Source organism: Blastochloris sulfoviridis, assembly GCF_008630065.1.
Classification (GTDB): Bacteria; Pseudomonadota; Alphaproteobacteria; order Rhizobiales; family Xanthobacteraceae; genus Blastochloris; species Blastochloris sulfoviridis.
This window is the reverse complement of record NZ_VWPL01000005.1, coordinates 111,616-133,148: the sequence shown is the minus strand read 5'-3', so window position 1 is coordinate 133,148 and position 21,533 is coordinate 111,616. Positions and strand designations below refer to the sequence as shown.

21 protein-coding genes are annotated in these 21,533 nt (G+C 68.7%); 8 read left to right on the top strand and 13 right to left on the bottom strand.

Features of this window, described 5'->3' with window-relative positions; translation table 11 throughout:
- Positions 1 to 40: 40 nt before the first annotated feature.
- On the top strand, positions 41 to 1,252 hold the full coding sequence (locus F1193_RS04445) for a TrmJ/YjtD family RNA methyltransferase (RefSeq protein ID WP_150096467.1): 1,212 nt from the start codon (positions 41 to 43) through the stop codon (positions 1,250 to 1,252).
- A 56-nt stretch (positions 1,253 to 1,308) separates the two neighbouring features.
- Here F1193_RS04445 and F1193_RS04440 read toward each other — a convergent pair whose 3' ends face one another.
- On the bottom strand, positions 1,309 to 2,142 hold the full coding sequence (locus tag F1193_RS04440) for an FkbM family methyltransferase (RefSeq protein WP_170263354.1): 834 nt from the start codon (positions 2,140 to 2,142) through the stop codon (positions 1,309 to 1,311).
- 252 nt (positions 2,143 to 2,394) lie between these two features.
- Here F1193_RS04440 and murI point away from each other — a divergent pair, with 252 nt between their 5' ends.
- The gene (murI, locus tag F1193_RS04435; RefSeq protein ID WP_150096465.1) at positions 2,395 to 3,291 is read left to right on the top strand and encodes a glutamate racemase; all 897 of its coding nucleotides are present in this window, start codon (positions 2,395 to 2,397) and stop codon (positions 3,289 to 3,291) included.
- A gap of 183 nt (positions 3,292 to 3,474) precedes the next feature.
- Positions 3,475 to 4,092: a 30S ribosomal protein S4 gene (rpsD, locus tag F1193_RS04430; protein WP_150096464.1), complete on the top strand. Its 618-nt coding sequence runs from the start codon at positions 3,475 to 3,477 to the stop codon at positions 4,090 to 4,092.
- 374 nt (positions 4,093 to 4,466) lie between these two features.
- On the opposite strand, the gene grxD is transcribed toward rpsD, so the two are convergent.
- The 7 genes from grxD to purC form a co-directional block, all read right to left on the bottom strand.
- Positions 4,467 to 4,799 carry a Grx4 family monothiol glutaredoxin gene (gene grxD / locus F1193_RS04425; RefSeq protein WP_150096463.1) on the bottom strand — a complete coding sequence of 111 codons (333 nt, stop codon included), beginning with the start codon at positions 4,797 to 4,799 and terminating at the stop codon, positions 4,467 to 4,469.
- 112 nt (positions 4,800 to 4,911) lie between these two features.
- Positions 4,912 to 5,160 (bottom strand): BolA family protein, encoded by a 249-nt coding sequence (locus tag F1193_RS04420; RefSeq protein WP_150096462.1) that lies wholly within the window; start codon positions 5,158 to 5,160, stop codon positions 4,912 to 4,914.
- 110 nt (positions 5,161 to 5,270) lie between these two features.
- Positions 5,271 to 7,493, bottom strand: a complete 2,223-nt coding sequence (gene purL, locus F1193_RS04415) for a phosphoribosylformylglycinamidine synthase subunit PurL (RefSeq protein ID WP_150096461.1) — start codon at positions 7,491 to 7,493, stop codon at positions 5,271 to 5,273.
- Between the two features lie 102 nt (positions 7,494 to 7,595).
- Positions 7,596 to 8,189 carry a Uma2 family endonuclease gene (locus tag F1193_RS04410; protein ID WP_150096460.1) on the bottom strand — a complete coding sequence of 198 codons (594 nt, stop codon included), beginning with the start codon at positions 8,187 to 8,189 and terminating at the stop codon, positions 7,596 to 7,598.
- 72 nt (positions 8,190 to 8,261) lie between these two features.
- Positions 8,262 to 8,963 (bottom strand): phosphoribosylformylglycinamidine synthase subunit PurQ, encoded by a 702-nt coding sequence (gene purQ / locus F1193_RS04405; protein WP_150096459.1) that lies wholly within the window; start codon positions 8,961 to 8,963, stop codon positions 8,262 to 8,264.
- Positions 8,964 to 9,047: 84 nt separating this feature from the next.
- On the bottom strand, positions 9,048 to 9,290 hold the full coding sequence (gene purS, locus F1193_RS04400; RefSeq protein WP_150096458.1) for a phosphoribosylformylglycinamidine synthase subunit PurS: 243 nt from the start codon (positions 9,288 to 9,290) through the stop codon (positions 9,048 to 9,050).
- Between the two features lie 111 nt (positions 9,291 to 9,401).
- Positions 9,402 to 10,199 carry a phosphoribosylaminoimidazolesuccinocarboxamide synthase gene (gene purC, locus F1193_RS04395; protein ID WP_126397435.1) on the bottom strand — a complete coding sequence of 266 codons (798 nt, stop codon included), beginning with the start codon at positions 10,197 to 10,199 and terminating at the stop codon, positions 9,402 to 9,404.
- Positions 10,200 to 10,607: 408 nt separating this feature from the next.
- Here purC and F1193_RS04390 point away from each other — a divergent pair, with 408 nt between their 5' ends.
- Positions 10,608 to 10,931 carry a DUF1476 domain-containing protein gene (locus F1193_RS04390; protein WP_150096457.1) on the top strand — a complete coding sequence of 108 codons (324 nt, stop codon included), beginning with the start codon at positions 10,608 to 10,610 and terminating at the stop codon, positions 10,929 to 10,931.
- Between the two features lie 188 nt (positions 10,932 to 11,119).
- Here the strand turns inward: F1193_RS04390 and purB are convergent, their stop codons facing one another.
- Positions 11,120 to 12,427 (bottom strand): adenylosuccinate lyase, encoded by a 1,308-nt coding sequence (gene purB / locus F1193_RS04385; protein ID WP_150096456.1) that lies wholly within the window; start codon positions 12,425 to 12,427, stop codon positions 11,120 to 11,122.
- Between the two features lie 329 nt (positions 12,428 to 12,756).
- Here purB and F1193_RS04380 point away from each other — a divergent pair, with 329 nt between their 5' ends.
- Positions 12,757 to 13,356 carry an HdeD family acid-resistance protein gene (locus F1193_RS04380; protein WP_150096455.1) on the top strand — a complete coding sequence of 200 codons (600 nt, stop codon included), beginning with the start codon at positions 12,757 to 12,759 and terminating at the stop codon, positions 13,354 to 13,356.
- 177 nt (positions 13,357 to 13,533) lie between these two features.
- On the opposite strand, the gene F1193_RS04375 is transcribed toward F1193_RS04380, so the two are convergent.
- A complete protein-coding gene (locus tag F1193_RS04375) occupies positions 13,534 to 16,143 on the bottom strand; it encodes a sensor domain-containing phosphodiesterase (RefSeq protein WP_150096454.1) in 2,610 nt (869 codons plus the stop codon).
- A gap of 235 nt (positions 16,144 to 16,378) precedes the next feature.
- On the opposite strand from F1193_RS04375, the gene F1193_RS04370 reads away from it, so the two are divergent.
- Positions 16,379 to 17,104, top strand: coding sequence for a DUF2259 domain-containing protein (locus F1193_RS04370; RefSeq protein ID WP_150096453.1), 726 nt, complete (start codon positions 16,379 to 16,381; stop codon positions 17,102 to 17,104).
- Between the two features lie 13 nt (positions 17,105 to 17,117).
- Here the strand turns inward: F1193_RS04370 and F1193_RS04365 are convergent, their stop codons facing one another.
- Both F1193_RS04365 and pxpB read right to left on the bottom strand, forming a co-directional pair.
- Positions 17,118 to 18,140: a 5-oxoprolinase subunit C family protein gene (locus tag F1193_RS04365; protein WP_150096452.1), complete on the bottom strand. Its 1,023-nt coding sequence runs from the start codon at positions 18,138 to 18,140 to the stop codon at positions 17,118 to 17,120.
- Positions 18,137 to 18,850, bottom strand: a complete 714-nt coding sequence (gene pxpB / locus F1193_RS04360; RefSeq protein WP_150096451.1) for a 5-oxoprolinase subunit PxpB — start codon at positions 18,848 to 18,850, stop codon at positions 18,137 to 18,139. Before pxpB ends, F1193_RS04365 begins: the two co-directional genes overlap by 4 nt.
- 162 nt (positions 18,851 to 19,012) lie before the next feature.
- On the opposite strand from pxpB, the gene F1193_RS04355 reads away from it, so the two are divergent.
- Together F1193_RS04355 and cofC are read left to right on the top strand one after the other, a co-directional pair.
- Positions 19,013 to 19,786, top strand: coding sequence for a LamB/YcsF family protein (locus F1193_RS04355; protein WP_150096450.1), 774 nt, complete (start codon positions 19,013 to 19,015; stop codon positions 19,784 to 19,786).
- A gap of 64 nt (positions 19,787 to 19,850) precedes the next feature.
- Positions 19,851 to 20,522, top strand: coding sequence for a 2-phospho-L-lactate guanylyltransferase (gene cofC / locus F1193_RS04350; protein WP_150096449.1), 672 nt, complete (start codon positions 19,851 to 19,853; stop codon positions 20,520 to 20,522).
- A gap of 6 nt (positions 20,523 to 20,528) precedes the next feature.
- Here the strand turns inward: cofC and F1193_RS04345 are convergent, their stop codons facing one another.
- Entirely contained in the window at positions 20,529 to 21,521 is a 993-nt protein-coding gene (locus F1193_RS04345; RefSeq protein ID WP_150096448.1) for a P1 family peptidase, read from the bottom strand.
- Positions 21,522 to 21,533: the final 12 nt, after the last annotated feature.

Below are 21,533 nucleotides of genomic sequence, written 5' to 3'. Positions count from 1 at the left end.
CCACTCGACGCGGCCGATTGGCCGGTGCATGAGGGGCATCATGTCCGGCACCGACCAATCCCGCCCCTGGCTCGCCATTCCCGCCCCCGCCATCGTGCTGGTCGAGCCCCAGATGGGGGAGAACATCGGCACGACGGCGCGGGCGATGGCCAATTTCGGCCTGTCCGACCTGCGTCTCGTGAACCCGCGCGACGGCTGGCCCAATCCGCGCGCCAAGGCGGCGGCCTCGGGGGCCGACCCGATCCTGGAGAGCGCGCGGCTCTACCCCGATCTGCGCGCCGCCATCGCCGATCTCGGCTTCGTGGTGGCGGCGACCGCGCGCTGCCACACCCAGGCCAAGCCCGTGCTGGGGCCGGAGGCGGCGGCCAAGGCGATCACCGAGAAGATCGCCGGCGGCTCGAAGGCCGGCGTGGTGTTCGGCCGCGAGCGCAACGGCCTGGAGAGCGACGAGGTCGGGCTCGCCGACGCCATCGTCACCTATCCGGTCAATCCGGCCTTCGCCTCGCTCAACCTCGCCCAGGCCGTGCTGCTGATGGCCTATGAGGTCTCCAAGCTCGCCACCGGAAGCGCGCTGCCGTTCGACATGCCCGACCTGTCGGAACCGGCGCCGCGCCAGCAGCTTCACGCCTTCTTCGACCGGCTGGAATACGAGCTGGAGCGCGTCGAGTTCTACCGCCCGCCGGAGAAGCGGCCGGTGATGAGCGTGAACCTGCGCAACATCTTCCTGCGCATGGCGCCGACCCGGCAGGACGTGCAGACGCTCGCCGGGGTGATCGATGCGCTGGTGTCCGGCCGCAAGGGGCCGGCGGCGGGCGGCGTGCTCAATGCCGGGGAGACGGTGTCGCTCCGGAGCCTCGTTGCCGCCGAGGCGACGGTCGGCGTCACCGCGCCGGTGCGGGGCCTCGCGCGCCTCGTGCGCCGCAACCCGACCGAGGCCGAGCGGGTGGTGTGGGCGAGCCTCGTCACCGACCGCCGGCTCGCCGGTCGCGGCTACAAGCGGCGGGTGCCGATCGGCCCGCACATCGTCGACTTCGTGTCGTTCCCGGAAAAGACCGTGCTGGAGCTTGATGACGGCTCGGAGGAGCCGGCCGGCGCCGCCCGCCGCCGGGCGTGGCTCACTGAGCGCGGCTATCGCGTCGTGGTGCTGCCGGTGACGGGGGCCTCAGCGGAAGGGAGGGGCTCCGAGGGATTGGGCGAGCGGCTGGTCGCGGCGCTGGGCGAGCGTGCGGTCCGCAACGGACTCCAGCCGTAGCCGCCGCCGCCCCCCCGTTCGGATGTCATGGGGTCAAATCATCGACAGCAATCCGTCTACAGCAGGGTGTTGGAGACGCAGAAGACGTTTTCCGAGTTGAAATTGACGTCCCGTCTCCGCTTGGCCACCTCGCGCAGGAAGTTGTTCGACGTCGCCTGCCCGGGTAGCAGCCAGTCGTGCAGTTCGATGACCAGCAGCGGCACATCGTCCATCCAGTCGGTGTCCTGCGCGAACAGATCGCGCTCGAAACCCTCAATGTCGACCTTGATAATGAATGGCGTGTATTTCGCGGAATCGTAGGTTTCGAGCACAGTGCGCATGCTGACGATGGGAATGTCTCCGTCCTCGGCGTGCTCCACCCGCAAGCCCCAGTTCCCGGTGCCCGGGTCCGACATTCTCGCTTTGGAATCGACGCTACCGATGGCGGCATGCAAGAAGGACACGCGGTCGCACGGATTGTTGCGCCGGGCCATCGCGATGTTCGATGCGTCCGGCTCGATGCAGACAATTGCCGCGTCCCGAAACATCTCGCAGAAATACCGCGTTGCCATGCCGATATTGCCACCGCAGTCGATAATCAGCGGGATCTTACCGGCTTTCCGTATCCTGTCGTAATAATCGCCCATTTCCTTCATCCGGCACGACTTCTCGATGGCGTAGTCGTGGTCGGCGAAGATCTGCTTGGCGACGCGATGGTCGATAAGGTCGCGGATGTGGACGGAAATTGTCGCCCCTGTCCGCCGGTCAAGGATGACTTGCCGGTCCAAGACCGGTGGCGTGAGCAGCAGGAAGCGGCCGTTCGGTGTGGAATCGAGGGCGTTGACAACCAGCCGATAGAGCCAGGACAGCGTCCATCTCGCCCGTTGCTGGTGGGTCATCTTGGTGAACATGACCTGTGTCCGATTCTCTCTGGCTGCCGCCCGGTGCAGGGCTTCGACTGGGTGGGCTGCGCCCGCCCGCCGGTACGCAAGATTCGTGCAGGGCGTTGCGGCGGAGCGAAAAACTCCCGGCATGTCGCGGGGTCTGGGCAGTCCTACTGCACGACGAAGATGAAGAAGCCGCGACAGCCATGCGAAGATCGTTGACGGTCCGTTGACCATGGCTGTGCGATGGTCGAGACGAGGAGTGTAGAGGCCGCTTCCATGCCGATCGAGCCCTTGCCGGGGACGGTGCGCAGTCTCGGGCGTGCGCCGTCGCCCCTTGCCCCCACCATCGTGCCGCTGCCGCCGGTCGCCATCGCGCTGCGCGATCCGCTGATCCTGGTGTTCGATTCGGGTCTCGGCGGCCTCACGGTGCTGGCCGAGGTCGCCACCGCGCGCCCGGACGCCCGCATCGTCTATGTCGCCGACGATGCCGGCTTTCCCTACGGGCCGATGGCGGAATCGGCGCTGATCGCGCGGGTGGCGGAGGTGCTGGGCCAGGCGATCCGCCTCCACAAGCCGGATGTGGTGGTGGTGGCCTGCAACACCGCCTCGACATTGGTGCTGCCGCATCTGCGCGCGGCCCACCCGGCGGTGCGGTTCGTCGGCACGGTGCCGGCCATCAAGCCGGCCTGCGAGGGTTCCAGGACCGGGCGGGTCAGCGTGCTGGCGACGCCGGGCACGGTGCGGCGCGACTACACCCACGAGTTGATCCGCCGGTTCGCCGGGGCCTGCCGGGTGACGCTGGTGGGCTCGGCGCTGCTCGCCGGCTTCGCCGAGGCGTTCCTGCGCGGCCATCCGATCGACGACGAGGCGATCGCCGCCGAGATCGCGCCCTGCTTCGTCGAGGGGCCGGAGGGGGCGCGCACCGATACGGTGGTGCTGGCCTGCACCCATTATCCGCTGCTGGTCGAGGCGTTCCGCGATCTTGCGCCCTGGCCGGTGCGCTGGGTCGATCCGGCGCCGGCGATCGCCCGGCGGGTGGTGCAGCTCATCGGCCCGTCGACGGCGGGCGCGGTGGCGGCGCCGGGGCGGGTGGTGTTCACCGGCGGGCGGATGCGCGAACCGGGCTTGGCCGGGGCGCTGCGCCGGTTCCGGCTGGAAGAGGCCGGCGTTTGACGACAGGGGTTTGACAGCGCGGCGGCTGCCCCCTAGAACGCGCGCTCCGGGTTCGCTTGGCGCATCCGGTTATTCCGCGACCCGTGGACGGGGTAGCTGACACCCCGGTCCTGTCGGCCGGCGAACTTCGGTTCCCGGCAGAGGAGGGCGCGGTCCTGCAATTGATCCAAGGACCTGCGACAGATGAGCAAGCGTCACGACGCCAAGTATAAAATCGACCGCCGGATGGGCGAGAACATCTGGGGCCGCCCCAAGAGCCCGGTCAACCGGCGCGAATACGGCCCCGGCCAGCACGGCCAGCGCCGCAAGGGCAAGGTCTCGGACTTCGGCACCCAGCTCAAGGCCAAGCAGAAGCTGAAGGGCTATTACGGCTCGATCTCCGAGAAGCAGTTCCGCGGCATCTATCAGGAAGCCGCCCGCATGAAGGGCGACACCGGCGCCAATCTGATCGGCCTTCTGGAACGCCGCCTCGACGCTGTGGTCTACCGCGCCAAGTTCGTGCCGACGGTGTGGGCCGCCCGCCAGTTCGTCAATCACGGCCACGTCAAGGTCAATGGCCGCCGCGTGACCATCCCGAGCTTCCGGGTGAAGGTCGGCGACCATATCGAGGTCAAGGACGCCTCCAAGCAGCTCGCCATCGTGCTGGAGGCGACCCAGCTCGCCGAGCGCGACGTGCCGGACTATGTCGAGGTCGACCACCACAAGATGACGGCCAAGTTCTCCCGCGTGCCGGAACTCAACGAGGTTCCCTACGCCGTGGTGATGGAGCCCAATCTGGTGGTGGAATTCTATTCGCGCTGATCGTAAGATCGCGCCGAAAGTTCGTGGGCCGGTCCCGAATCAGGGACCGTTGGGGACCAGGAAGGCCGCTCCATCGAGCGGCCTTCCGCGTGTCTGGGGACGGGCGGTGCGACGTGGTGCTGTCGTCGCGGTGCTGTCATCCCGGACGGCGCGCAGCGCAGCGCCGGGATCGTTCTCAGGAAACACACATTTCGGAAAACGGTCCCGGGTCTCATGGCTTCGCCATTCGCCCGGGACGACGGGCAACTTTTGTCGTCATCCCGGCCGAGCGAAGCGAGCGCCGGGATCGTCTGCAGAACAAAGCACCCTTTCCTGCACACGGTCCCGGGTCGCGGGCCTTCGGCCCTTGCCCGGGACGACGAAGGCCCCTTGCCTCAGGCCGGCTCGCGCATGGCGACGCCCTTGTCCTTCAGCAGCGCCTGCAGCTCGCCGGCCTGGAACATCTCGCGGACGATGTCGCAGCCGCCGACGAACTCGCCCTTGATGTAGAGCTGCGGGATGGTCGGCCAGTTGGAATAGTCCTTGATGCCCTGGCGGATCTCGTCGGACTCCAGCACGTTGATGCCCTTGTAGGGCACGCCGAGGAAATCGAGAACCTGGACCACCTGCCCGGAGAAGCCGCACATCGGCATGTCGGGCGAGCCCTTCATGAACAGGACAACGTCATTGCCCTTCACCTCGGCGTCGATGGTGTCGTGGATGCTCATGGCGGCAAACCCTTTCTGCGCCTCGCGCGCGGTCTCTCGAAACGGAAAGTTGGGAGGCCCCGGACCAAAGGCAAGGGCCGGGCGCTTGGGGTCGGGCGCTTGGGCCCGGCGATCAATGCACCGGCGCGGTATCGGGCGTCGCGGTGTGCAGCGCCAGCGCGTGCAGCTCGCCGCCCAGGCTGTCCCTGAGCGCGGCATAGACGAGCTGGTGCTGCTGAATGCGGGATTTGCCGCGGAACGCCTCCGAAATCACCAGCGCCGAATAATGGTCGCCGTCGCCGGCCAGATCCTTGATCATCACCACCGCGTCGGGCAGCGACGCCTTGATCAGCCGCTCGATTTCGTCAGCCTTCATCGCCATGCGGCGGGTCTCCTTCACAAATCCAAGGCTCACTCGCCGAAAATCCTCTTCGAGGGCAGGATTTTCGGCGACCGGAATTGCGGAACTCCGGCCGGCGGCCGGATTCCGCATCACGCCGGCCCCGCCATATAGGTCGGCAGCCACGATTCATGAGCCGTCTTCAGATCGCCGATCAATATTGGGCGCTCGCCCGGCAGGGTCAATCGATCGCCGCCCGTGGTGCCGAGTCGCAGCGCCGGCACGCCGGCCGCCGCCGCCCGGCTGGTGAACGCCGCAGCGTCGGCAGCCGCAACCGTGACGAGGTAACGGGCCTGGTCCTCGCCGAACAGCACGGCGTGGGCCGGGCCGTCCGGCAGGGTGTCGATGGCGGCGCCGATGCCCGACGCCATCGCCATCTCGGCCAGCGCGATGGCGAGGCCGCCGTCGGAGAGGTCGTGCACCGCGGTGACGCCGCCCTCGGTGATCAGCGATCGCACGAAATCGCCGTTGCGGCGCTCGGCGGCAAGATCGACCGGCGGCGGCGCGCCGGCCTCGCGGCCGACGATGTCGCGCAAATAGGCCGACTGGCCGAGCCAGCCCGTGGTCTCGCCGACCAGGAAGATCGCCTCGCCTTCGGCGCGGAAGGCGACCCCTGCCGCCTTCGAATAGTCGTCGATCACGCCGACGCCGCCGATGGTGGGGGTGGGCAGGATGCCGCGGCCGTTGGTCTCGTTGTAGAGGCTGACATTGCCCGACACGATCGGGAAATCGAGCGCGCGGCAGGCCTCGGCGATGCCCTTCAGGCAGAACACGAACTGGCCCATGATCTCGGGCCGCTCGGGATTGCCGAAATTGAGGTTGTCGGTCACCGCCAGCGGCTTGGCCCCGGTTGCGGTGAGGTTGCGCCACGCTTCCGCCACCGCCTGCTTGCCGCCCTCGAACGGGTCGGCCTCGCAATAGCGCGGGGTGACGTCGGTGGTCATCGCCAGGGCCTTGGTCTGGTCGGGCGCGATGCGCACCACGCCGGCATCGCCGCCGGGGCGCTGCACGGTGTTGCCGAGGATCATGTAGTCGTACTGCTCCCACACCCAGCGCTTGGAGCACAGGTCGGGCGTCGCCAGCAGCTTGACGAGCGCGTCGGCGTTGGACATCGGCGCCGGAATGGCTGAGGCCTCCAGCACCGGCCACGGCGCCGGCTTGATCCACGGCCGGTCATAGAGCGGGGCCTCGTCGCCCAGCTCCTTGATCGGCAGATCGGCCATCACCTTGCCATGGCGCTTGACGACGAAGCGCAGCGTGTCGGTGGTGTGGCCGACCACCGCGAAATCGAGCCCCCATTTGCGGAAGATCGCCTCGGCCTCGGCCTCCTTCTCGGGCTTCAAGACCATAAGCATGCGCTCCTGGCTTTCGGAGAGCATCATCTCATAGGCGGTCATGCCGGTCTCGCGGCAGGGCACCTTGTCGAGGTCGAGCTCGACGCCGAGATTGCCCTTGGCGCCCATCTCGACCGCCGAGCAGGTGAGGCCGGCGGCGCCCATGTCCTGGATGGCGACGACGCAATCCTTGGCCATGATCTCAAGGCACGCTTCCAGCAGCAGCTTCTCGGCGAACGGGTCGCCGACCTGCACGGTGGGGCGCTTCTCCTCCGAGCCCTCGCCGAATTCGGCCGAGGCCATGGTGGCGCCGCCCATGCCGTCGCGCCCGGTCTTGGAGCCGAGATAGACGATCGGCAGGCCGACGCCGGCCGCGGCGGCGTAGAAGATGCCGTCGGTCTTGGCGAGGCCGACCGCCATGGCGTTGATCAGGCAGTTGCCATCATAGCGGGTGTGGAAGCCGACGCCGCCGGCAATGGTCGGCACGCCGAACGAATTGCCGTAGCCGCCGATGCCGGCAACTGAGCCGGCCAGCACCGGCCGTGTCTTGGGGTGGTCGGGATGGCCGTAGCGCAGGAAGTTCAGGCAGGCGATCGGCCGCGCGCCCATGGTGAAGACGTCGCGCAGAATGCCGCCAACCCCGGTGGTCGCGCCCTGGTAGGGCTCGATATAGGAGGGGTGGTTGTGGCTCTCCATCTTGAACACCACCGCATCGCCGTCGCCGATGTCGATGACGCCGGCGTTCTCGCCCGGACCCTGGATCACCCAGGGCGCCTCGGTCGGCAGCTTGCGCAGGTGGATGCGCGAGGACTTGTATGAGCAGTGCTCGTTCCACATCGCCGAGAAGATGCCGAGCTCGGTGAAGGTCGGCTCGCGCCCGATCAGGTCGAGGATGCGCTGGTATTCGTCGGGCTTGAGCCCGTGCTCGGCGATGAGCGCGGGCGTGATGGCGGGCTCGGGCGGGGTGGTGGCGTGTGTCATGCGATTGAACGTGCGCGATCGGGACCGACCTGGGTCCGTGCGGGAGGTCGAGGGGGCTTCTAACCCGGATTTGCGGATTGCGCACCCCGGCGATGAGGCGGGCTATTCCGCCAGATCGAGCGCCGTGAGCGTCAGGGGCAGGGCGGGGGCCAACAGCGGCGTCAGGGTCTCATAGGCGGCGTGGGCGACGACGTCGCGATAGCCAAGCGGCGCCGGGTCGCGGTGGACATGGGTGACGAGGTGGACGGCGTCGATCACCCACAGCTCGCGCACGCCGAAGGCTGAGTAGATGCGCGGCTTGCGGGCAAGGTCGTAGCCGAGGCTGGAATCGGCGATCTCGACCGCCAGCAGGGCGGTATCGCCGTTCAGCGCTTTCAGGCCGCGGGCGCGGTCGAACACGACGATGTCAGGTTCGAGATAAGTGTCGGGCGCCAAGCGGAAGGTGGTTTCCGGAATCAAATCCAGTGCTTCGGGCAGCCGCTGAAACCAGTGTCGCAGCAGCGCCTTCTTGATAACTTCGTGCCGAAGGCCCTTGGGCGACATCATCACCAGCTCTCCGCCGATCAGCTCCAGCCGCTCGTCCTCCAGCAAGAGGCCGACCTCGACCATGCGCTCGACCTCGGCCACGCTGAAGGCGCGGCGCGGCAGGTCGGTGGCGGCGGCGGTAATGGGGGCGCGGGTGAGGGGGGCATTCATGCCGCAAGACTAGCCGAAACCGCCCCGGCGGTCACGCTGCCGGGTTGCAGCCCTGGCGACGAGGGTGGGCGGTCAGGCCGCCTTCACGAGCGCGTCGACCAAGCCCGCGAACAGGCCGCGGCCGTCGGTGGGGCCGAGGCGGGCGTCGACGTGGTTCTCAGGGTGGGGCATCATGCCGAGCACGTTGAGCTTTGGCGAGAAGATGCCGGCGATCGAATTGGTCGAGCCATTGTGATTGAAGGCGGGGCCGACCTCGCCCGCAGCGGAGCAGTAGCGGAAGGCGACGAGGCCGTTGCCCTCGATCTTCTCCAGCGTCTTCCTGTCGGCGATGTAGTTGCCTTCGCCGTGGGCGCAGGGAATGGCGATCACCTGTCCGGGCGCATAGGCGCGGGTGAAGGGTGTGTCGGTGCGCTCGACCTTGAGATGCGCCACCTTGCAGGCGAAGCGGCGGTCCTTGTTGCGCATCAGCACGCCCGGCAAGAGGCCCGCCTCGCACAGGATCTGGAAGCCGTTGCAGATGCCGAGCACCAGCCCGCCGCGGGCGGCGTGGGCACGCACCGCCTCCATGATGGCGGCGCGGGCGGCGATGGCGCCGCAGCGCAGGTAATCGCCATAGGAGAAGCCGCCGGGCAGCACCACGAGGTCGGTGCCGGGGGGAAGCTGGGTGTCGGCGTGCCACACCAGCGCCGGCTTCCGGCCGGACACCAACTCCAACGCGAAGGCGACGTCGCGCTCGCGGTTCGAGCCGGGGAAGACGATGACGGCGGCGTTCATGAGCAGTCTCCAACCTGGCGGAGATCGAGGCAGCCTGCCGGGCCGATAAAGCCGCCCTTGCGACGGCCGCGGCCCGCAGGCGGATCAGAGGATCTCGACGCGGTAGTTCTCGATCACCGTGTTGGCGAGCAGCTTGTCGGCGGCGGCGGCCAGAAGCTTCTCGGTGCCGGCCCGGTCCGCCGTCGGCGCGATCTCGATGTCGAACACCTTGCCTTGGCGGACGCTGGCGATGCCCTCGATGCCGAGCGACTTCAGCGCTCCCTCGATCGCCTTGCCCTGCGGATCGAGAATTCCGGTCTTGAGCGTGACATACACGCGGGCCTTCATCGGCGGCCTCCTTTCGCACCGCGGCCGGTGCGGTCCTGAAACGTTCGCGGGGGGACAAACAACCGCGGGGGCACTCGGCCCCCGCGGCATAGCCGTCATGGCGGCGTAACGTCAGCCCTTGACGAGAATCGGGCCGGAGCCCTGGGGCCGTTCATTCTCGCCGAGAATGCCGAGCCGGCGGGCCACTTCGGTGTAGGCCTCGATCAGCCCGCCCATGTCCTTGCGGAAACGGTCCTTGTCCATCTTGTCGCCGCTCTTCATGTCCCACAGGCGGCAGCAGTCGGGCGAGATCTCGTCGGCGACGACGATCCGCATCATGTCGTTTTCCCACAGCCGGCCGCATTCCATCTTGAAGTCGACCAGACGGATGCCGACGCCGAGGAACAGGCCGGACAGGAAGTCGTTGACCCGGATGGCGAGGGCGATGATGTCGTCGATCTCCTGGGGGGTCGCCCAGCCGAACGCCGTCACATGCTCTTCCGACACCAGCGGGTCGTTCAGTTGGTCGTTCTTGTAGTAGAACTCGATAATCGAACGCGGAAGCTGGGTGCCTTCCTCAATGCCGAGGCGGGTCGACAGCGAGCCAGCCGCAACGTTGCGGACCACGACTTCAAGCGGGATGATCTCGACTTCGCGAATAAGCTGCTCGCGCATATTCATCCGGCGGATGAAGTGCGTCGGCACGCCGATGTCGTTCAGCTTCTGGAAAATGAACTCGGAGATGCGGTTGTTCAACACCCCCTTTCCGTCGATCACCTGATGTTTCTTGGCGTTGAAGGCCGTGGCATCATCCTTAAAGTGTTGAATCAAGGTGCCGGGCTCGGGGCCCTCATAGAGAACCTTGGCCTTGCCTTCGTAAATGCGCCGACGACGGCTCATAGGGGTGTACCTGGGCTTAAGAAAATCCATTGCCTGCCGGGTCTCCGGTGGATCTGGTCCGGCCGCGCGTGAGCATCACGCGTCGCGAGTCGTGTCGCGGAGCAGGTCCGCGACCGGCGGGACACTAGCCGATTGAGGCAGCGGATACAACGCGGGCCATCCGGGGGGCGTTTGCACCGGCCGGACGGGGTGGCGGCAGTTGATTTGCCAGGGGGGGCTCTATATTCACAGGCGGACGTGCGTGGCCGATCGCGCGCCAGAGTTTGCATGATGCCGAACATCGCAGCATTTCCCGGGCAGAGTTTCGCCGTTTCGGCCGCTGGCCTGGGGTGTGCAATCCTTCGAGACACGAAACGGATGCGGGGTTTTTCAGCGTGCCGCAAGGCGACAGCTTAAGACAATCCTGCCAAGGGACGAGCAAGGGACGAGAGCGCCACCATGACCACTTTCGATAAGCGCGGGGATGCGTTCGAAAAGCAATTCGTGCAAAACGAGGAACTGCGTTTCAAGGCGACGGCGCGCCGGAATCGTCTGCTCGGGCTGTGGGCGGCCGAAAAGCTCGGCAAGACCGGCGAGGACGCCGACGTCTACGCCCGCGAGGTCGTGATGAGCGACTTCGAGGAGGCCGGTGACGAGGACGTGTTCCGCAAGATCCGCAAGGATTTCGACGACGCCGGCGTGCAGCAGTCGGATCACCAGATCCGCCGCACCATGGAAGAGCTGCTGGCGCAGGCCCTCCTCGAGCTGAAGGCCGGGAGCTGAGTGCTTTCCCCGGGGACGTTCTGCGCGTGATCGACGCCATCCCGTAGGGCGCAATAGCTGACGATGTCGTCATCCCGGCCGAGGCGTGAGCCGGGATCGTTCTCAGAACAAGACGCCCTTCCTGAAAACGATCCCGGGTGGCGCGGCGTGCGCCGCTTGCCCGGGACGACAGGAGTCTGCCACGGCTTTCACGCCCGCCCGAACACCCGCCGGAAGATGGTGTCGACGTGCTTCAGGTGGAAGCCGAGGTCGAACAGTTCGGCGATCTCCGCCTCCGAGAGATGGCTGCGCACCTCGGCGTCGGCCAACAGCAGCGTCTGGAAGTCACCCTCGCCGCGCCACACCGGCATGGCGTTGCGCTGCACCAGCCGGTAGGCGTCCTCGCGGCTCGCGCCCTTCTGGGTCAGCTGGAGCAGGACGCGCTGGGAGTGGACGAGGCCGCCGAGCCTGTCCAGATTCTTCTGCATATTGCCGGGATAGACGACGAGCTTGTCGATGACACCGGCGAGGCGCGCCAGCGCGAAGTCGAGCGTCACCGTGGCGTCCGGCCCGATCATCCGCTCGACCGAGGAGTGCGAGATGTCGCGCTCGTGCCACAGCGCCACGTTCTCCAGGGCCGGCGTCACATAGGCGCGCACCATGCGGGCAAGGCCGGTGAGGTTCTCGGTCAAGACCGGGTTGCGCTTGTGCGGCATGGCGGAGGAGCCCTTTTGCCCTTCCGAGAAGAACTCCTCGGCCTCCAGCACCTCGCTGCGCTGCAGATGGCGGACCTCGATGGCGAGATTCTCGACCTGCGAGGCCACCACGCCCAGCGTGGCGAAGAACATCGCGTGGCGGTCGCGCGGGATCACCTGGGTCGAGACCGGCTCGATGGCGAGGCCCATCTTGTCGGCGACGTGGGCCTCCACCGCCGGGTCGATCTGGGCGAAGGTGCCGACGGCGCCGGAGATGGCGCAGGTGGCAACCTCCGCGCGCGCCGCCACCAGCCGCGTCCGGGCGCGCTGGAACGCGGCGGCGTGGCCGGCGAGCTTGACGCCGAAGGTGGTGGGCTCGGCGTGGATGCCGTGCGAGCGGCCGATGGTGGGGGTGAGCTTGTGCTCGAAGGCGCGCCTCTCCAGTGCCGCCAGCACCGCGTCGACGTCGGCGATCAGGATGTCGGCGGCGCGGGTGAGCTGCACGTTGAGGCAGGTGTCGAGCACGTCCGACGAGGTCATGCCCTGGTGGACGAAGCGCGCCTCGGGGCCGACGATCTCGGCGAGGTGGGTGAGGAAGGCGATGACGTCGTGCTTGGTCGTGCGCTCGATCTCGTCGATCCGCGCAACGTCGAACACCGCGTCACGCCCCTTCTCCCAGACTTTCGCAGCCGCCTCGGCCGGGATGACGCCGAGCTTGGCCTGGGCGTCGGCGGCGTGGGCCTCGATCTCGAACCAGATGCGGAAACGGGCCTGGGGCTCCCAGATGGAGACCATCTGCGGACGGGAATAGCGCGGGATCATGGTCGCTCAAAAGGTTGGAGGGTTGGCCGCGCTGTAGCAGATCGGCCGATCGGAGGCCAGCCGGCCCGCGGCCCGACGCGAGCGGCGCCGGCGGGAGCGCCCGCCGATCCGGCGAGGACGGCAAGCGGCCTCTCAAGACCCCGGAGGGCTGCATTTTCGCGAACGCAGCCCGGCGCGTCTTTCGCAGAACCGGTATCCACTTTTAAGGAAAATGCTCTAGAGACTTGCGCCTGCATGCCCCCGCGCCCACCTCAGCCCAAGCTTGGGTTCAAGTGATTCAGGCGGCCCTTCACTTGGCTCGACAACAGCCCGATTCAGGAGAGCACAGAATGTCCGACTTCAACTCCACGGCCGGAACCGCGGCGTATGAGCCGGTGGACGCCAGCGGCATGCTGGCCAAGAACTGGTGGGCCATCCTCATCCGCGGCTTGGCCGCGCTGGCCTTCAGCCTGTGCGCCTTCGTGCTGCCCGGCCCGACGCTGGTCTCGCTCGTGGTGTTCGTCGCCGCCTATGCCGCCGTCGACGGCGTGTTCAGCATCGTCTCGGCGGTGCGGGCGGCACGGATGGGCGAGCAGTGGGCGTCGCTGGTGTTCGACGGGCTGGTCAGCCTCACCGCGGCCGGCATCCTGGTGGTGTGGCCGAGCATCTCGGTCGAGGCGCTGATCGTGCTGCTCGCGATGTGGGCGATCATCTCCGGCTTTCTCGAAATCGGCGCGGCGTTCCGCCTCAAGGCCGAGCACGGCCGGGTGTGGCTCGGCCTTGCCGGCGTTGCCTCGGTGCTGTTCGGCGTGGCCCTGTTCGCGGCGCCGTTCATCGGCGCGCTGGTGGTGACGTGGTGGCTCGGCGTCTACGCCGCGGTGTTCGGCATCACCATGGTTTCGCTGGCGATCACGCTGAAGCGCCGCCTGTCGCACCAGCCCGCGGCGTGATGCGCGATGCGAGCGCCGGCCCCTGGGGCCGGCGTTCCATCAGCCGGATTTCGGATCAGACGGTTTCCGGTCGATCCCTTCGGGATACCGGAAACGTCTCGCCGAAAACCCCTTCTTCGATAGCGGGATTTTCGGCGATCGGTATGCGGTTTCCGGCTTGGTCAGCCGGAAGCCGTATCAGGCCACATTCGGGCCGCGGCGCTGGCGGGCGGCCAGCCAGGCCGTCGTCGGCTCCGCCAGCGCCGGCCTGGCGATCAGGAACCCCTGCCCGTGGTCGCAGCCCATCCGCCGCAGGCGGGCGAGCTGGCCCTCGGTCTCGATACCCTCCGCCACCACCTTGAGATCGAGGCTGTGGGCGAGGCGCACGATGGTGCGGGCGATCACCGCGTCCTCCGGATCGGTCTCCATGTCGCGGACGAAGGACTGGTCGATCTTGAGCACGTCCACCGGGAAGCGCTTGAGGTGGGCGAGCGAGGAATAGCCGGTGCCGAAATCGTCGAGCGCGATGCGCACGCCGAGGTGATGCAGCGCTTCCAGGTTTGCCTCGATCTTGCTGTCCTGCGAGATCACCACGTTCTCGGTGATCTCGATTTCGAGGTGACGCGGCAGCAGCCGGTTCTCCGCCAGCGCGGCAACCACCCGGGCGGGCACCGACGAGTCGCGCAATTCGGTGGCCGACAGATTGATCGCCACATAGCCGGGGTCGAATCCCTGGTCGAGCCAGGCCCGCATCTGGCGGGCGGCGACCTTGATGGTGAAGGCGCACAATTCGCCGTCGAGCCCGGCGGAGGTGGCGACGTCGAGGAACGCGCCGGGGCCGAGCACGCCGCGCTCGGGGTGCTGCCAGCGCACCAGCGCCTCGAACCCGGCCAGCCGGCGCCGGCCGGACAGGTCGATGATCGGCTGGTAGGCGAGGCGGAACTGCTGGTCCTCGATCGCCTTGCGCAGCTCGGCGATCAGCTCCATGCGGGCCACGGTCTCGGCCATCATCGCCGGGTTGAAGAACGACACGGTGCGCCGGCCGCTCGACTTCGAGCGGTAGAGCGCGACATCGGCGTTCTTCAGGAGCTGCGCCGGCTCCATCCCGTCCCGGGGGAACATGGTGACGCCGATCGAGGCGCTGGTGTGGATCAGGTGGCCGGCGTGGCGCACCGGCTGGCGGCAGGATTCGAGCAGGCGCGAGGCCTTGACCGCCGCGTCGTCGGCGCAGCCGATGTCGCTCAGCACCACCGCGAACTCGTCGCCGCCGAGGCGCGCCACCAGATCGTGCCGCCGCACGCCGTGCTGGAGCCGGCGGGCGATCTCCTGCAGCAGCGCATCGCCGGCGTCATGGCCGATGGCGTCGTTGACATCCTTGAAATGGTCGAGGTCGATGAACAGCAGCGCGCCGATCGCGTCGTGCGCATCGCAGCTCGTGAGCCGCCGCCCCAGCTCCTCGTTGAAGGCGCGGCGGTTGAGCAGGCCGGTGAGCGTGTCGCGGAACGCCAGGTCGCGGATCTGCGCCTCGGCCGCCTTGCGCTCGCTGATGTCCTGCACCAGCGCCATCCACAGGCGCTGGGCACGGTCGACCGAGACCGCGCTGATCGACACCGGCACGCGGCCGCCGGCCTTGGTGAGGCACTCGGTCTCGTAGAGCCGGCTGCGCCCGGTCGCGCGCATCTCGGCCAGCACCTCGGCGTCCCGGCTGGTCTGGTCGGCCGGCCGCAACGAGGACCAGCGGATGCCGGCGGCGACGTCGGCGCGGGAATAGCCGATGATCCGCAGGAACTCGTCATTGGCCTCGACCATGCGGTCGCCCTCGCAGGTGACCACGCCGATGACGCCGGAGGTGTAGAGCAGCGACAGCCGCGCGTTCATGTCGCGCAGCGCCGATTCGACCTCGATGCGCGCGGTGACGTCCTGCCCGGTGCCGCGATAGCCGCGGAAGGTGCCGTCGGCGTCGAACACCGGCTTGCCGCTGACCGACATGTAGACGAGGCAGCCGTCGGCGGCACGGATGGCGAAGCGGAAGCCGCGGAACGGCCGGCGTGCCTCCAGATCCGCGAGGTGGGCGCGCCATTTCGGATCGCTCGGATCGCCGCCGGAGCGCTCCATGCGGGTGCGGCCGAGGGCCGGCGACAAGCCCCAGCGCTCCGCGCCGCTGCTGGTCTCGAACACGAAGCGGTGCTGCTCGTCGGTCTCCCACAGCCAGTCGGTCGCGGTGTCGAGAAAGTCCTGCAGGCGCTGCTCGCTCAGCGCGCGGGCAGCCTCGGCCTCGGCGCGGCGGGTGAGTTCGCAGCCGAGCCGCTTGACCGTTCGCCGCAGCTCGAGTTCGTCGGCCACAAGCTCGGCCAGCTCGCGCAGGCTGGCCATCTGCTCGTTGGTGAGCGGGCCGCGGTCCGACCGTGTGTCCAGCGCGCACAGCACGCCGATGTTGAAGCCGTCGCGGGTGCGGATCGGCACGCCGGCATAGAAGCGCACGCCCGGCTCGCCGCAGACCAGCGGATTGGTGGAAAACCGCTGGTCGTCCTGCGCATCCTCGACCACCAGCGGCCGGTCTTCGAGGATGGTTTGGGCACAGAAGGAGATGTCGCGCGGAAACTCCTGCTGGGAGATGCCGATGCGCGCCTTCAGCCAGTGGCGGTCGGCGTCGGTGAAGCCGATCGCCGCCGCCGTGGTGCCGACCAGCCGCGTCACCAGCCGCACGAGGCGATCGAACGACTCCTCGGGCGGGGTGTCCAGAACGTCGTAGCGGCGCAGCGCGTCGAGACGCTGGGTTTCATCGGCAGGAAGGCGGAAGGAGTGCATGGTTCACCGCGAGCGTGGAGAACCACCATCGAATCTACCGATTGACGAGAGGTTATGGTGACGCCGATTTCCGCCCGCAACCGCGGCGTGCGCGGGGGGAGGTTCCGGTTACTGCTAAAATTTGATAAATCGCTGATGACGGAAACGCTTGTGACGTCGGCTGTGGCCCGGCATCCGCCTGTGCCGGGCGGGGTGGGAGCGACCACGATGCCGCCGTTCGGATTGGCCGGGTCTCATGGTACGCCGCGTTGTTTCAATCCTGTTCGCCGTGCTGCTGGTGGGGCTTTGGCCCTGGCGGGTGGGTGCGACGCCGGGCGACGAGGCGGAACTGCTGGTGCTGGGCTTCTCCGCCGACGGCCGCTACTTCGCCTACGCCCAGTCCGGACGCGAGCCGGATACGTGGTTTCCCTATGCGTCGGTCCATGCCATCGACGTCACCAGCGACAAGTGGCTGCCCGACAGCCCGATCTCCATCGTGCTGCGCGACCGCGAGAAGACCCCGCGCGATGCCCGCCGCGAGATCGGCGAGAGCGCCGAGAAGCGCTGGGGCAAGCTCGGGCTCGACACGCCGGGCGTGACGCTGCTCGAACGCACGCCGGGCGAGCCGATCGACCGCGGCGACGAGGTGGTGGTGACCATCCCGGCGATCGGGCCGGCGAAGGTGCGGCTGACGCCCAAGCTGCTGCCGGCCGAGGGCTGCGAGGGCTTTGCCGGCGAGTCGGTGGGGCTGGTGGTCGATCTGCTCAAGCTCGACGGCAGCCGCATCCGCCGCCTGCAGGAGGACAGCCGCATCCCGTCAAGCCGCGGCTGCCCGATCGGCTATGCCATCGCCGAGGTGGTGGTGCTCGACCGCAAGACCAAGCCGCCGGTGGTGGCGGTGGTGTTCGCGGTGTTCAAGGTCGGCCTCACCGGCATCGACCGGCGCTACCTCGTCGCCACCACCGATCTGGCGGTGAAGTGAGCCGGAAACCTCGTCACTCGAACGGCCCGGCGTGGATCAGGTTCTCCGAGTACAGCGCGGCCTCGTCGATCATGCCCACCGTGGCCTGGGCGATGCGCGCGAGCGCGGCTTTGAGCGCGCGATGGTGGGCGCGGGCGCGCTGCTCGGCTGTGGCCACGTCGAGCGCGGAAAAGCGCACGCGATCGCCGGGGCCGAGCCGCCCGGCGCCGCCGATATCGGCGGAGATCACGGTGGCGATCTTGGGGTAGCCGCCGGTGGTCTGGCGGTCGGCGAGCAGCACGATCGGCTGGCCGGAGCCCGGCACCTGGATGGCGCCCGGCGCGATGCCGTCGGAGACGATGTCGAAGCCGCCGGCGTGGGTAAGCCGTTCGCCCTCCAGGCGGATGCCCATGCGGTCGGCCTCGTGGGTGACGGTGTAGGTGGCCGCGAGGAACGTTTCGATCGCCTCTTGGGTGAACAGGTCGGCCTGCGGGCCGAGCACCACGTGCAGCGTGTCCGGCCGTTTCGGCAGGGTGCCGGTGGGCAAAGCGCGCTCCGGCGCGTCCGGCGCGCTGGCGTTGGCGAGCGGCACCCGGTCGCCGGACCGCAGCGCCCGGCCTTCCAGCCCGCCGAACGGCCCGCGCAGGAAGGTCGAGCGGCTGCCGAGCACGGCGGGCACATCGATGCCGCCGCGCACCGCCAGATAGGCGGTCGAGCTTGCGCGCAGGCCCGCAACCTCGATGACGTCGCCCGTCACCACCCGCACGCTGCGGCCGGGCGGAACGGTGCGCGGGGCGGGGCCGCCGATCGCGAGCGGCGTGTCGCCGCCGACCAGCGCGACGATGGCGCTCTCGGCCTCCACTTCGAGCGCCGGCCCGGCCAGCCGGATCTCCAGGGCCGCGGCGTCCGGCGGGTTGCCGGCCAGGGCGTTGGCCAGCGCATAGGACTCGGGGTCGAGCGCGCCAGAGGTCGGCACGCCGAACCGCTGCAGGCCGAAGCGGCCGCGGTCCTGCACCGTGGTGGAAAGGCCCGGACGGTGGACGAGGAGGGTGCTCACGGCAGCGGCTCCGGGTCGAGCCGGAAGCGCTCTGCCGCCACTGCCGCGGCGATGGCCTGCCACTCCGCTTGCGGGATGGGGCGGAAGCGCACCCTGTCGCCGGGCGCCAGCAGGGCCGGCGGATCGGCGGCGAGGTCGAACAGCTTCACCGGCGTGTTGCCGATCAGATGCCAGCCGCCGGGACTTTCGACCGGATAGATCGCGGTCATGGCCATGGCGATGGCCACCGAGCCCGCCGGCAGGCGGGTGCGCGGCGTCGTGCGCCGCGGCAGCCGCAATGCGGCGTCGACATCGCCGAGATAGGGATAGCCCGGCAGGAAGCCGAGCATATAGACGTGGTAGGTGATGCCGGCGTGGCGGCGCACCACCTCGTCCGTGCCGAGCCCGGTTGCCTCTGCGACCGCTGTGAGATCCGGCGCCTGCTCCGGCGCGTAGCAGACGGGGATCGTCCACAGCCGGCCTGGCGCGGCTGCCGCAACGCTGTCGGCGGCCAGCGGCGCAATGGCGGCCATCAGCTCGCCCTGGCCGATGAGAAGCGGATCGTAGAACACCATCAGCGAGCGGAAGGTCGGCAACAGCTCGCGCACGCCGGGGATGGCGCAGGCGGCGATGCGGCCGGCGAGGCGGGTGACCCGCGCGCTCACCTCGGCGTCGATGGTGTCGCCGAATTCGACGACAAGGGCGCTGTCGCCGGACGGCAGGAAGCGCATGACTGCTCCAGTGTGCGCGACTTCGGGGTTTTCGTGCTGGTTGTAAACCTTAACGAATTAATCATAGGCCGAGTTTGCGAGTGAAAACGATGTATTTGAATCAATTTTACGGATTATTTTGGTCCCTGCCGGACGGGGTGCTTGCCGGAAGGAAGGTGCTTGGTGGCCGAACGCATAAACCTTAACGCTGATATCGGCGAGGGCTTCGGACTTTACGCTATCGGCAATGACGAAGCGATCATGGAGATCGTGCGAAGCGTCAATGTCGCCTGCGGCATGCACGCTGGCGACCCGACGGTGATGCACGAGGCCGTGCTGAAAGCCAAGGCGCGCGGCGTTTCGGTCGGCGCCCATCCCGGCTTCAACGATCTGTGGGGGTTCGGGCGCCGCCGCATCGACATGTCGACTGCCGATCTCGAATACCTCGTCGCCTACCAGATCGGCGCGCTGGCCGGCATCGCCGCCTATGGCGGGCTCAAAGTGACGCATGTCAAGCCGCATGGCGCGCTCCACAACATGGCCGCGGTGAATGACGATTATGCCCTAGCTATCGGCCGGGGCATCAAGGCGGTGGACCGCGACCTCGTCTATCTGGCGCTGGCCGGCTCGGCGATGGAGCGGGCGGCGAAGACACTCGGGCTGCCGCTGGCGCGCGAGGCGTTCATCGACCGCGCCTATGGCGACGACGGCAACCTGCTGTCGCGTAAGGTGGCCGGTGCGGTGATCACCGATCCCAGGGTCGCCGCCGAGCGGTGCGTGCAGATGGTTGTGACGGGGGAAATCGTGTCGGCGAGCGGCAGGCGCCTGCCAACCAGGTTCGATTCGCTCGGGGTGCACGGCGACGAGGCGACCGCGCTGGCGGTGGCCCGCGCCTGTCGCGATGCGCTGGATGCCGCCGGCATCGCGGTCGTCACCTTGCCCGAGATGCTGGCATGAGCGGGGCAGCCATGCCGCAGGCAGGTGCTCTTCCGCTGCCGGTGTGCGTTGAGGATTCAGGGACATGATCAAACCGATCGTCATCATTCCTCTCAGGGCGGCCGCCGGCACGCTGGGACGGCTCGCGGACGCGTTCGATCCGCGCCAGCGCCGCGGCCTGCAGCGGGCGATGGCGCAGGACGTGGTGGCGGCGGCGCGCACGTTGCGCCCGGTGCCCGACGTGGCGCTGGTCGCCGAAGATCCGCTGTCGGCGCGGCGGCTGGCCGGCCGCCGCGGTCTGGTGGTCGAGGCGGCGCCCGGCGCCGGGCTCAATCTTCATCTCGCCTGCGCCGTGGCCATCCTCGGCGCGCATCGGCCGGACACCGCGGCGCTGGTGCTGGCGGCCGACATCCCGATGGTGCAGCCGCGCGAGATCGTCCGCCTGCTGCGGGCGACGGCCGAGCATGATCTGGTGGTGGTGCCGGACCGCCACGGCCGTGGCACGAATGCGCTGGCGTTCCGGCTGGCGCGGCCGCCGGCCTTCGCCTTCGGCCCCGACAGCTGCCTTGCGCATATCGACAATGCCAACCGGGCCGGCCTGACGGTGCGGGTGCTGGAGCTCGGCTCCTTCGCGCTCGATGTCGATGGCCCGGAAGACCTCGATCTGCTGCGGGGAAGTCCCGGCGCGCCGCGCACCCACGCCTTTCTCACCGGCGCCGGGCCGGACGACGAGGACGCCCATCAGGCGGCCGAGTAGGGACCCTCAACCACCGAAGCGGTCGCGCCAAGCCGGCAGCGCGCCGGGCAGGGGGAGGGCGCTCGCGGCATGCACCGCCCGGGCGCACGCCCGCGCCAGCGTGATCGCCGCCGCCGCGCCTAGCCGCGCCAGGTCGTAGATTGGGTCGGCCATCGGCCGGTGGCCGGTGGCGGCGGCGAACACCGTGTCGCCGTCGAGCGGGGTGTGGACGGGGTGAAGCGCGCGTGCCAGCCCATCCTGCGCCATCACCGCGAGCTGGCGCGCCTCGGGCTTGGTCAGCACGGCGTCGGTGGCGACCACGGCGATGGTGGTGTTGGCGCCAGGATCGGCGCCCTTCATCTTCAGCTTGGCGGCATCGGCGGGCCATGTGGACGGCAGGCCGCGGCCGCCGAATTCGCCGTCCTGCTCGAACGGCGCCGCCCAGAAATGGCCGCCCAGACCGATGGTGGCGCTGCCCACGGCATTGACCGCGACCAGCGCGCCGACGATGTGGCCGCTGTCGGCAATCGTGCTGGCCGAGCCGAGCCCGCCCTTGAGATCGGCGGTGGTGGCGCCGTAGCCGGCGCCGGCCGTGCCGAGCGTGAAGTCCGGACCGGCGGCGGCAGCCGCGGCGTAGCCCAGCTCGCGATAGGGCGGAAAGCGGCCCCACGCCTTGTTGCCGCCATTGAGGAGATCGAACAGCACGGCGGCGGTGACGATCGGCACCCGCACATCGCCGATGGCGAAACCGCGCCCGCGCTCGGCCAGCAGCGCCTGCACGCCGGCGGCGGCGTCGAGCCCGAAGGCCGAGCCGCCCGACAGCACGATGGCATCAATGGCGCCGACCGTCTTCTCGGGCGACAGCAGGTCGGTCTCGCGGGTTCCCGGTGCGCCGCCGCGCACGTCGACCGAGGCTGTGGCCGGCGTGTCGAACAGGATGGCGGTGACGCCGGAGGCGACCGTCGGGTCTTCGGCCTGCCCGACCGCGAGGCCGGGAACGTCGGTGATCAGGTTGCGCATATGGGAAGTGGA

What these genes read in the sequence shown, in the direction of transcription:
- F1193_RS04445 (WP_150096467.1), top strand. Translation starts at nt 41, where the DNA reads ATGTCCGGCACCGACCAATCCCGCCCCTGGCTCGCCATTCCCGCCCCC.
- purC (WP_126397435.1), bottom strand. Translation starts at nt 10,199, where the DNA reads ATGGATTTTCTTAAGCCCAGGTACACCCCTATGAGCCGTCGTCGGCGC.
- F1193_RS04380 (WP_150096455.1), top strand. Translation starts at nt 12,757, where the DNA reads ATGTCCGACTTCAACTCCACGGCCGGAACCGCGGCGTATGAGCCGGTG.
- F1193_RS04345 (WP_150096448.1), bottom strand. Translation starts at nt 21,521, where the DNA reads ATGCGCAACCTGATCACCGACGTTCCCGGCCTCGCGGTCGGGCAGGCC.
- murI (WP_150096465.1), top strand. Translation starts at nt 2,395, where the DNA reads ATGCCGATCGAGCCCTTGCCGGGGACGGTGCGCAGTCTCGGGCGTGCG.
- F1193_RS04440 (WP_170263354.1), bottom strand. Translation starts at nt 2,142, where the DNA reads ATGTTCACCAAGATGACCCACCAGCAACGGGCGAGATGGACGCTGTCC.
- F1193_RS04370 (WP_150096453.1), top strand. Translation starts at nt 16,379, where the DNA reads ATGGTACGCCGCGTTGTTTCAATCCTGTTCGCCGTGCTGCTGGTGGGG.
- F1193_RS04375 (WP_150096454.1), bottom strand. Translation starts at nt 16,143, where the DNA reads ATGCACTCCTTCCGCCTTCCTGCCGATGAAACCCAGCGTCTCGACGCG.
- rpsD (WP_150096464.1), top strand. Translation starts at nt 3,475, where the DNA reads ATGAGCAAGCGTCACGACGCCAAGTATAAAATCGACCGCCGGATGGGC.
- purL (WP_150096461.1), bottom strand. Translation starts at nt 7,493, where the DNA reads ATGACACACGCCACCACCCCGCCCGAGCCCGCCATCACGCCCGCGCTC.
- pxpB (WP_150096451.1), bottom strand. Translation starts at nt 18,850, where the DNA reads ATGCGCTTCCTGCCGTCCGGCGACAGCGCCCTTGTCGTCGAATTCGGC.
- grxD (WP_150096463.1), bottom strand. Translation starts at nt 4,799, where the DNA reads ATGAGCATCCACGACACCATCGACGCCGAGGTGAAGGGCAATGACGTT.
- purS (WP_150096458.1), bottom strand. Translation starts at nt 9,290, where the DNA reads ATGAAGGCCCGCGTGTATGTCACGCTCAAGACCGGAATTCTCGATCCG.
- F1193_RS04410 (WP_150096460.1), bottom strand. Translation starts at nt 8,189, where the DNA reads ATGAATGCCCCCCTCACCCGCGCCCCCATTACCGCCGCCGCCACCGAC.
- purQ (WP_150096459.1), bottom strand. Translation starts at nt 8,963, where the DNA reads ATGAACGCCGCCGTCATCGTCTTCCCCGGCTCGAACCGCGAGCGCGAC.
- purB (WP_150096456.1), bottom strand. Translation starts at nt 12,427, where the DNA reads ATGATCCCGCGCTATTCCCGTCCGCAGATGGTCTCCATCTGGGAGCCC.
- cofC (WP_150096449.1), top strand. Translation starts at nt 19,851, where the DNA reads ATGATCAAACCGATCGTCATCATTCCTCTCAGGGCGGCCGCCGGCACG.
- F1193_RS04390 (WP_150096457.1), top strand. Translation starts at nt 10,608, where the DNA reads ATGACCACTTTCGATAAGCGCGGGGATGCGTTCGAAAAGCAATTCGTG.
- F1193_RS04420 (WP_150096462.1), bottom strand. Translation starts at nt 5,160, where the DNA reads ATGGCGATGAAGGCTGACGAAATCGAGCGGCTGATCAAGGCGTCGCTG.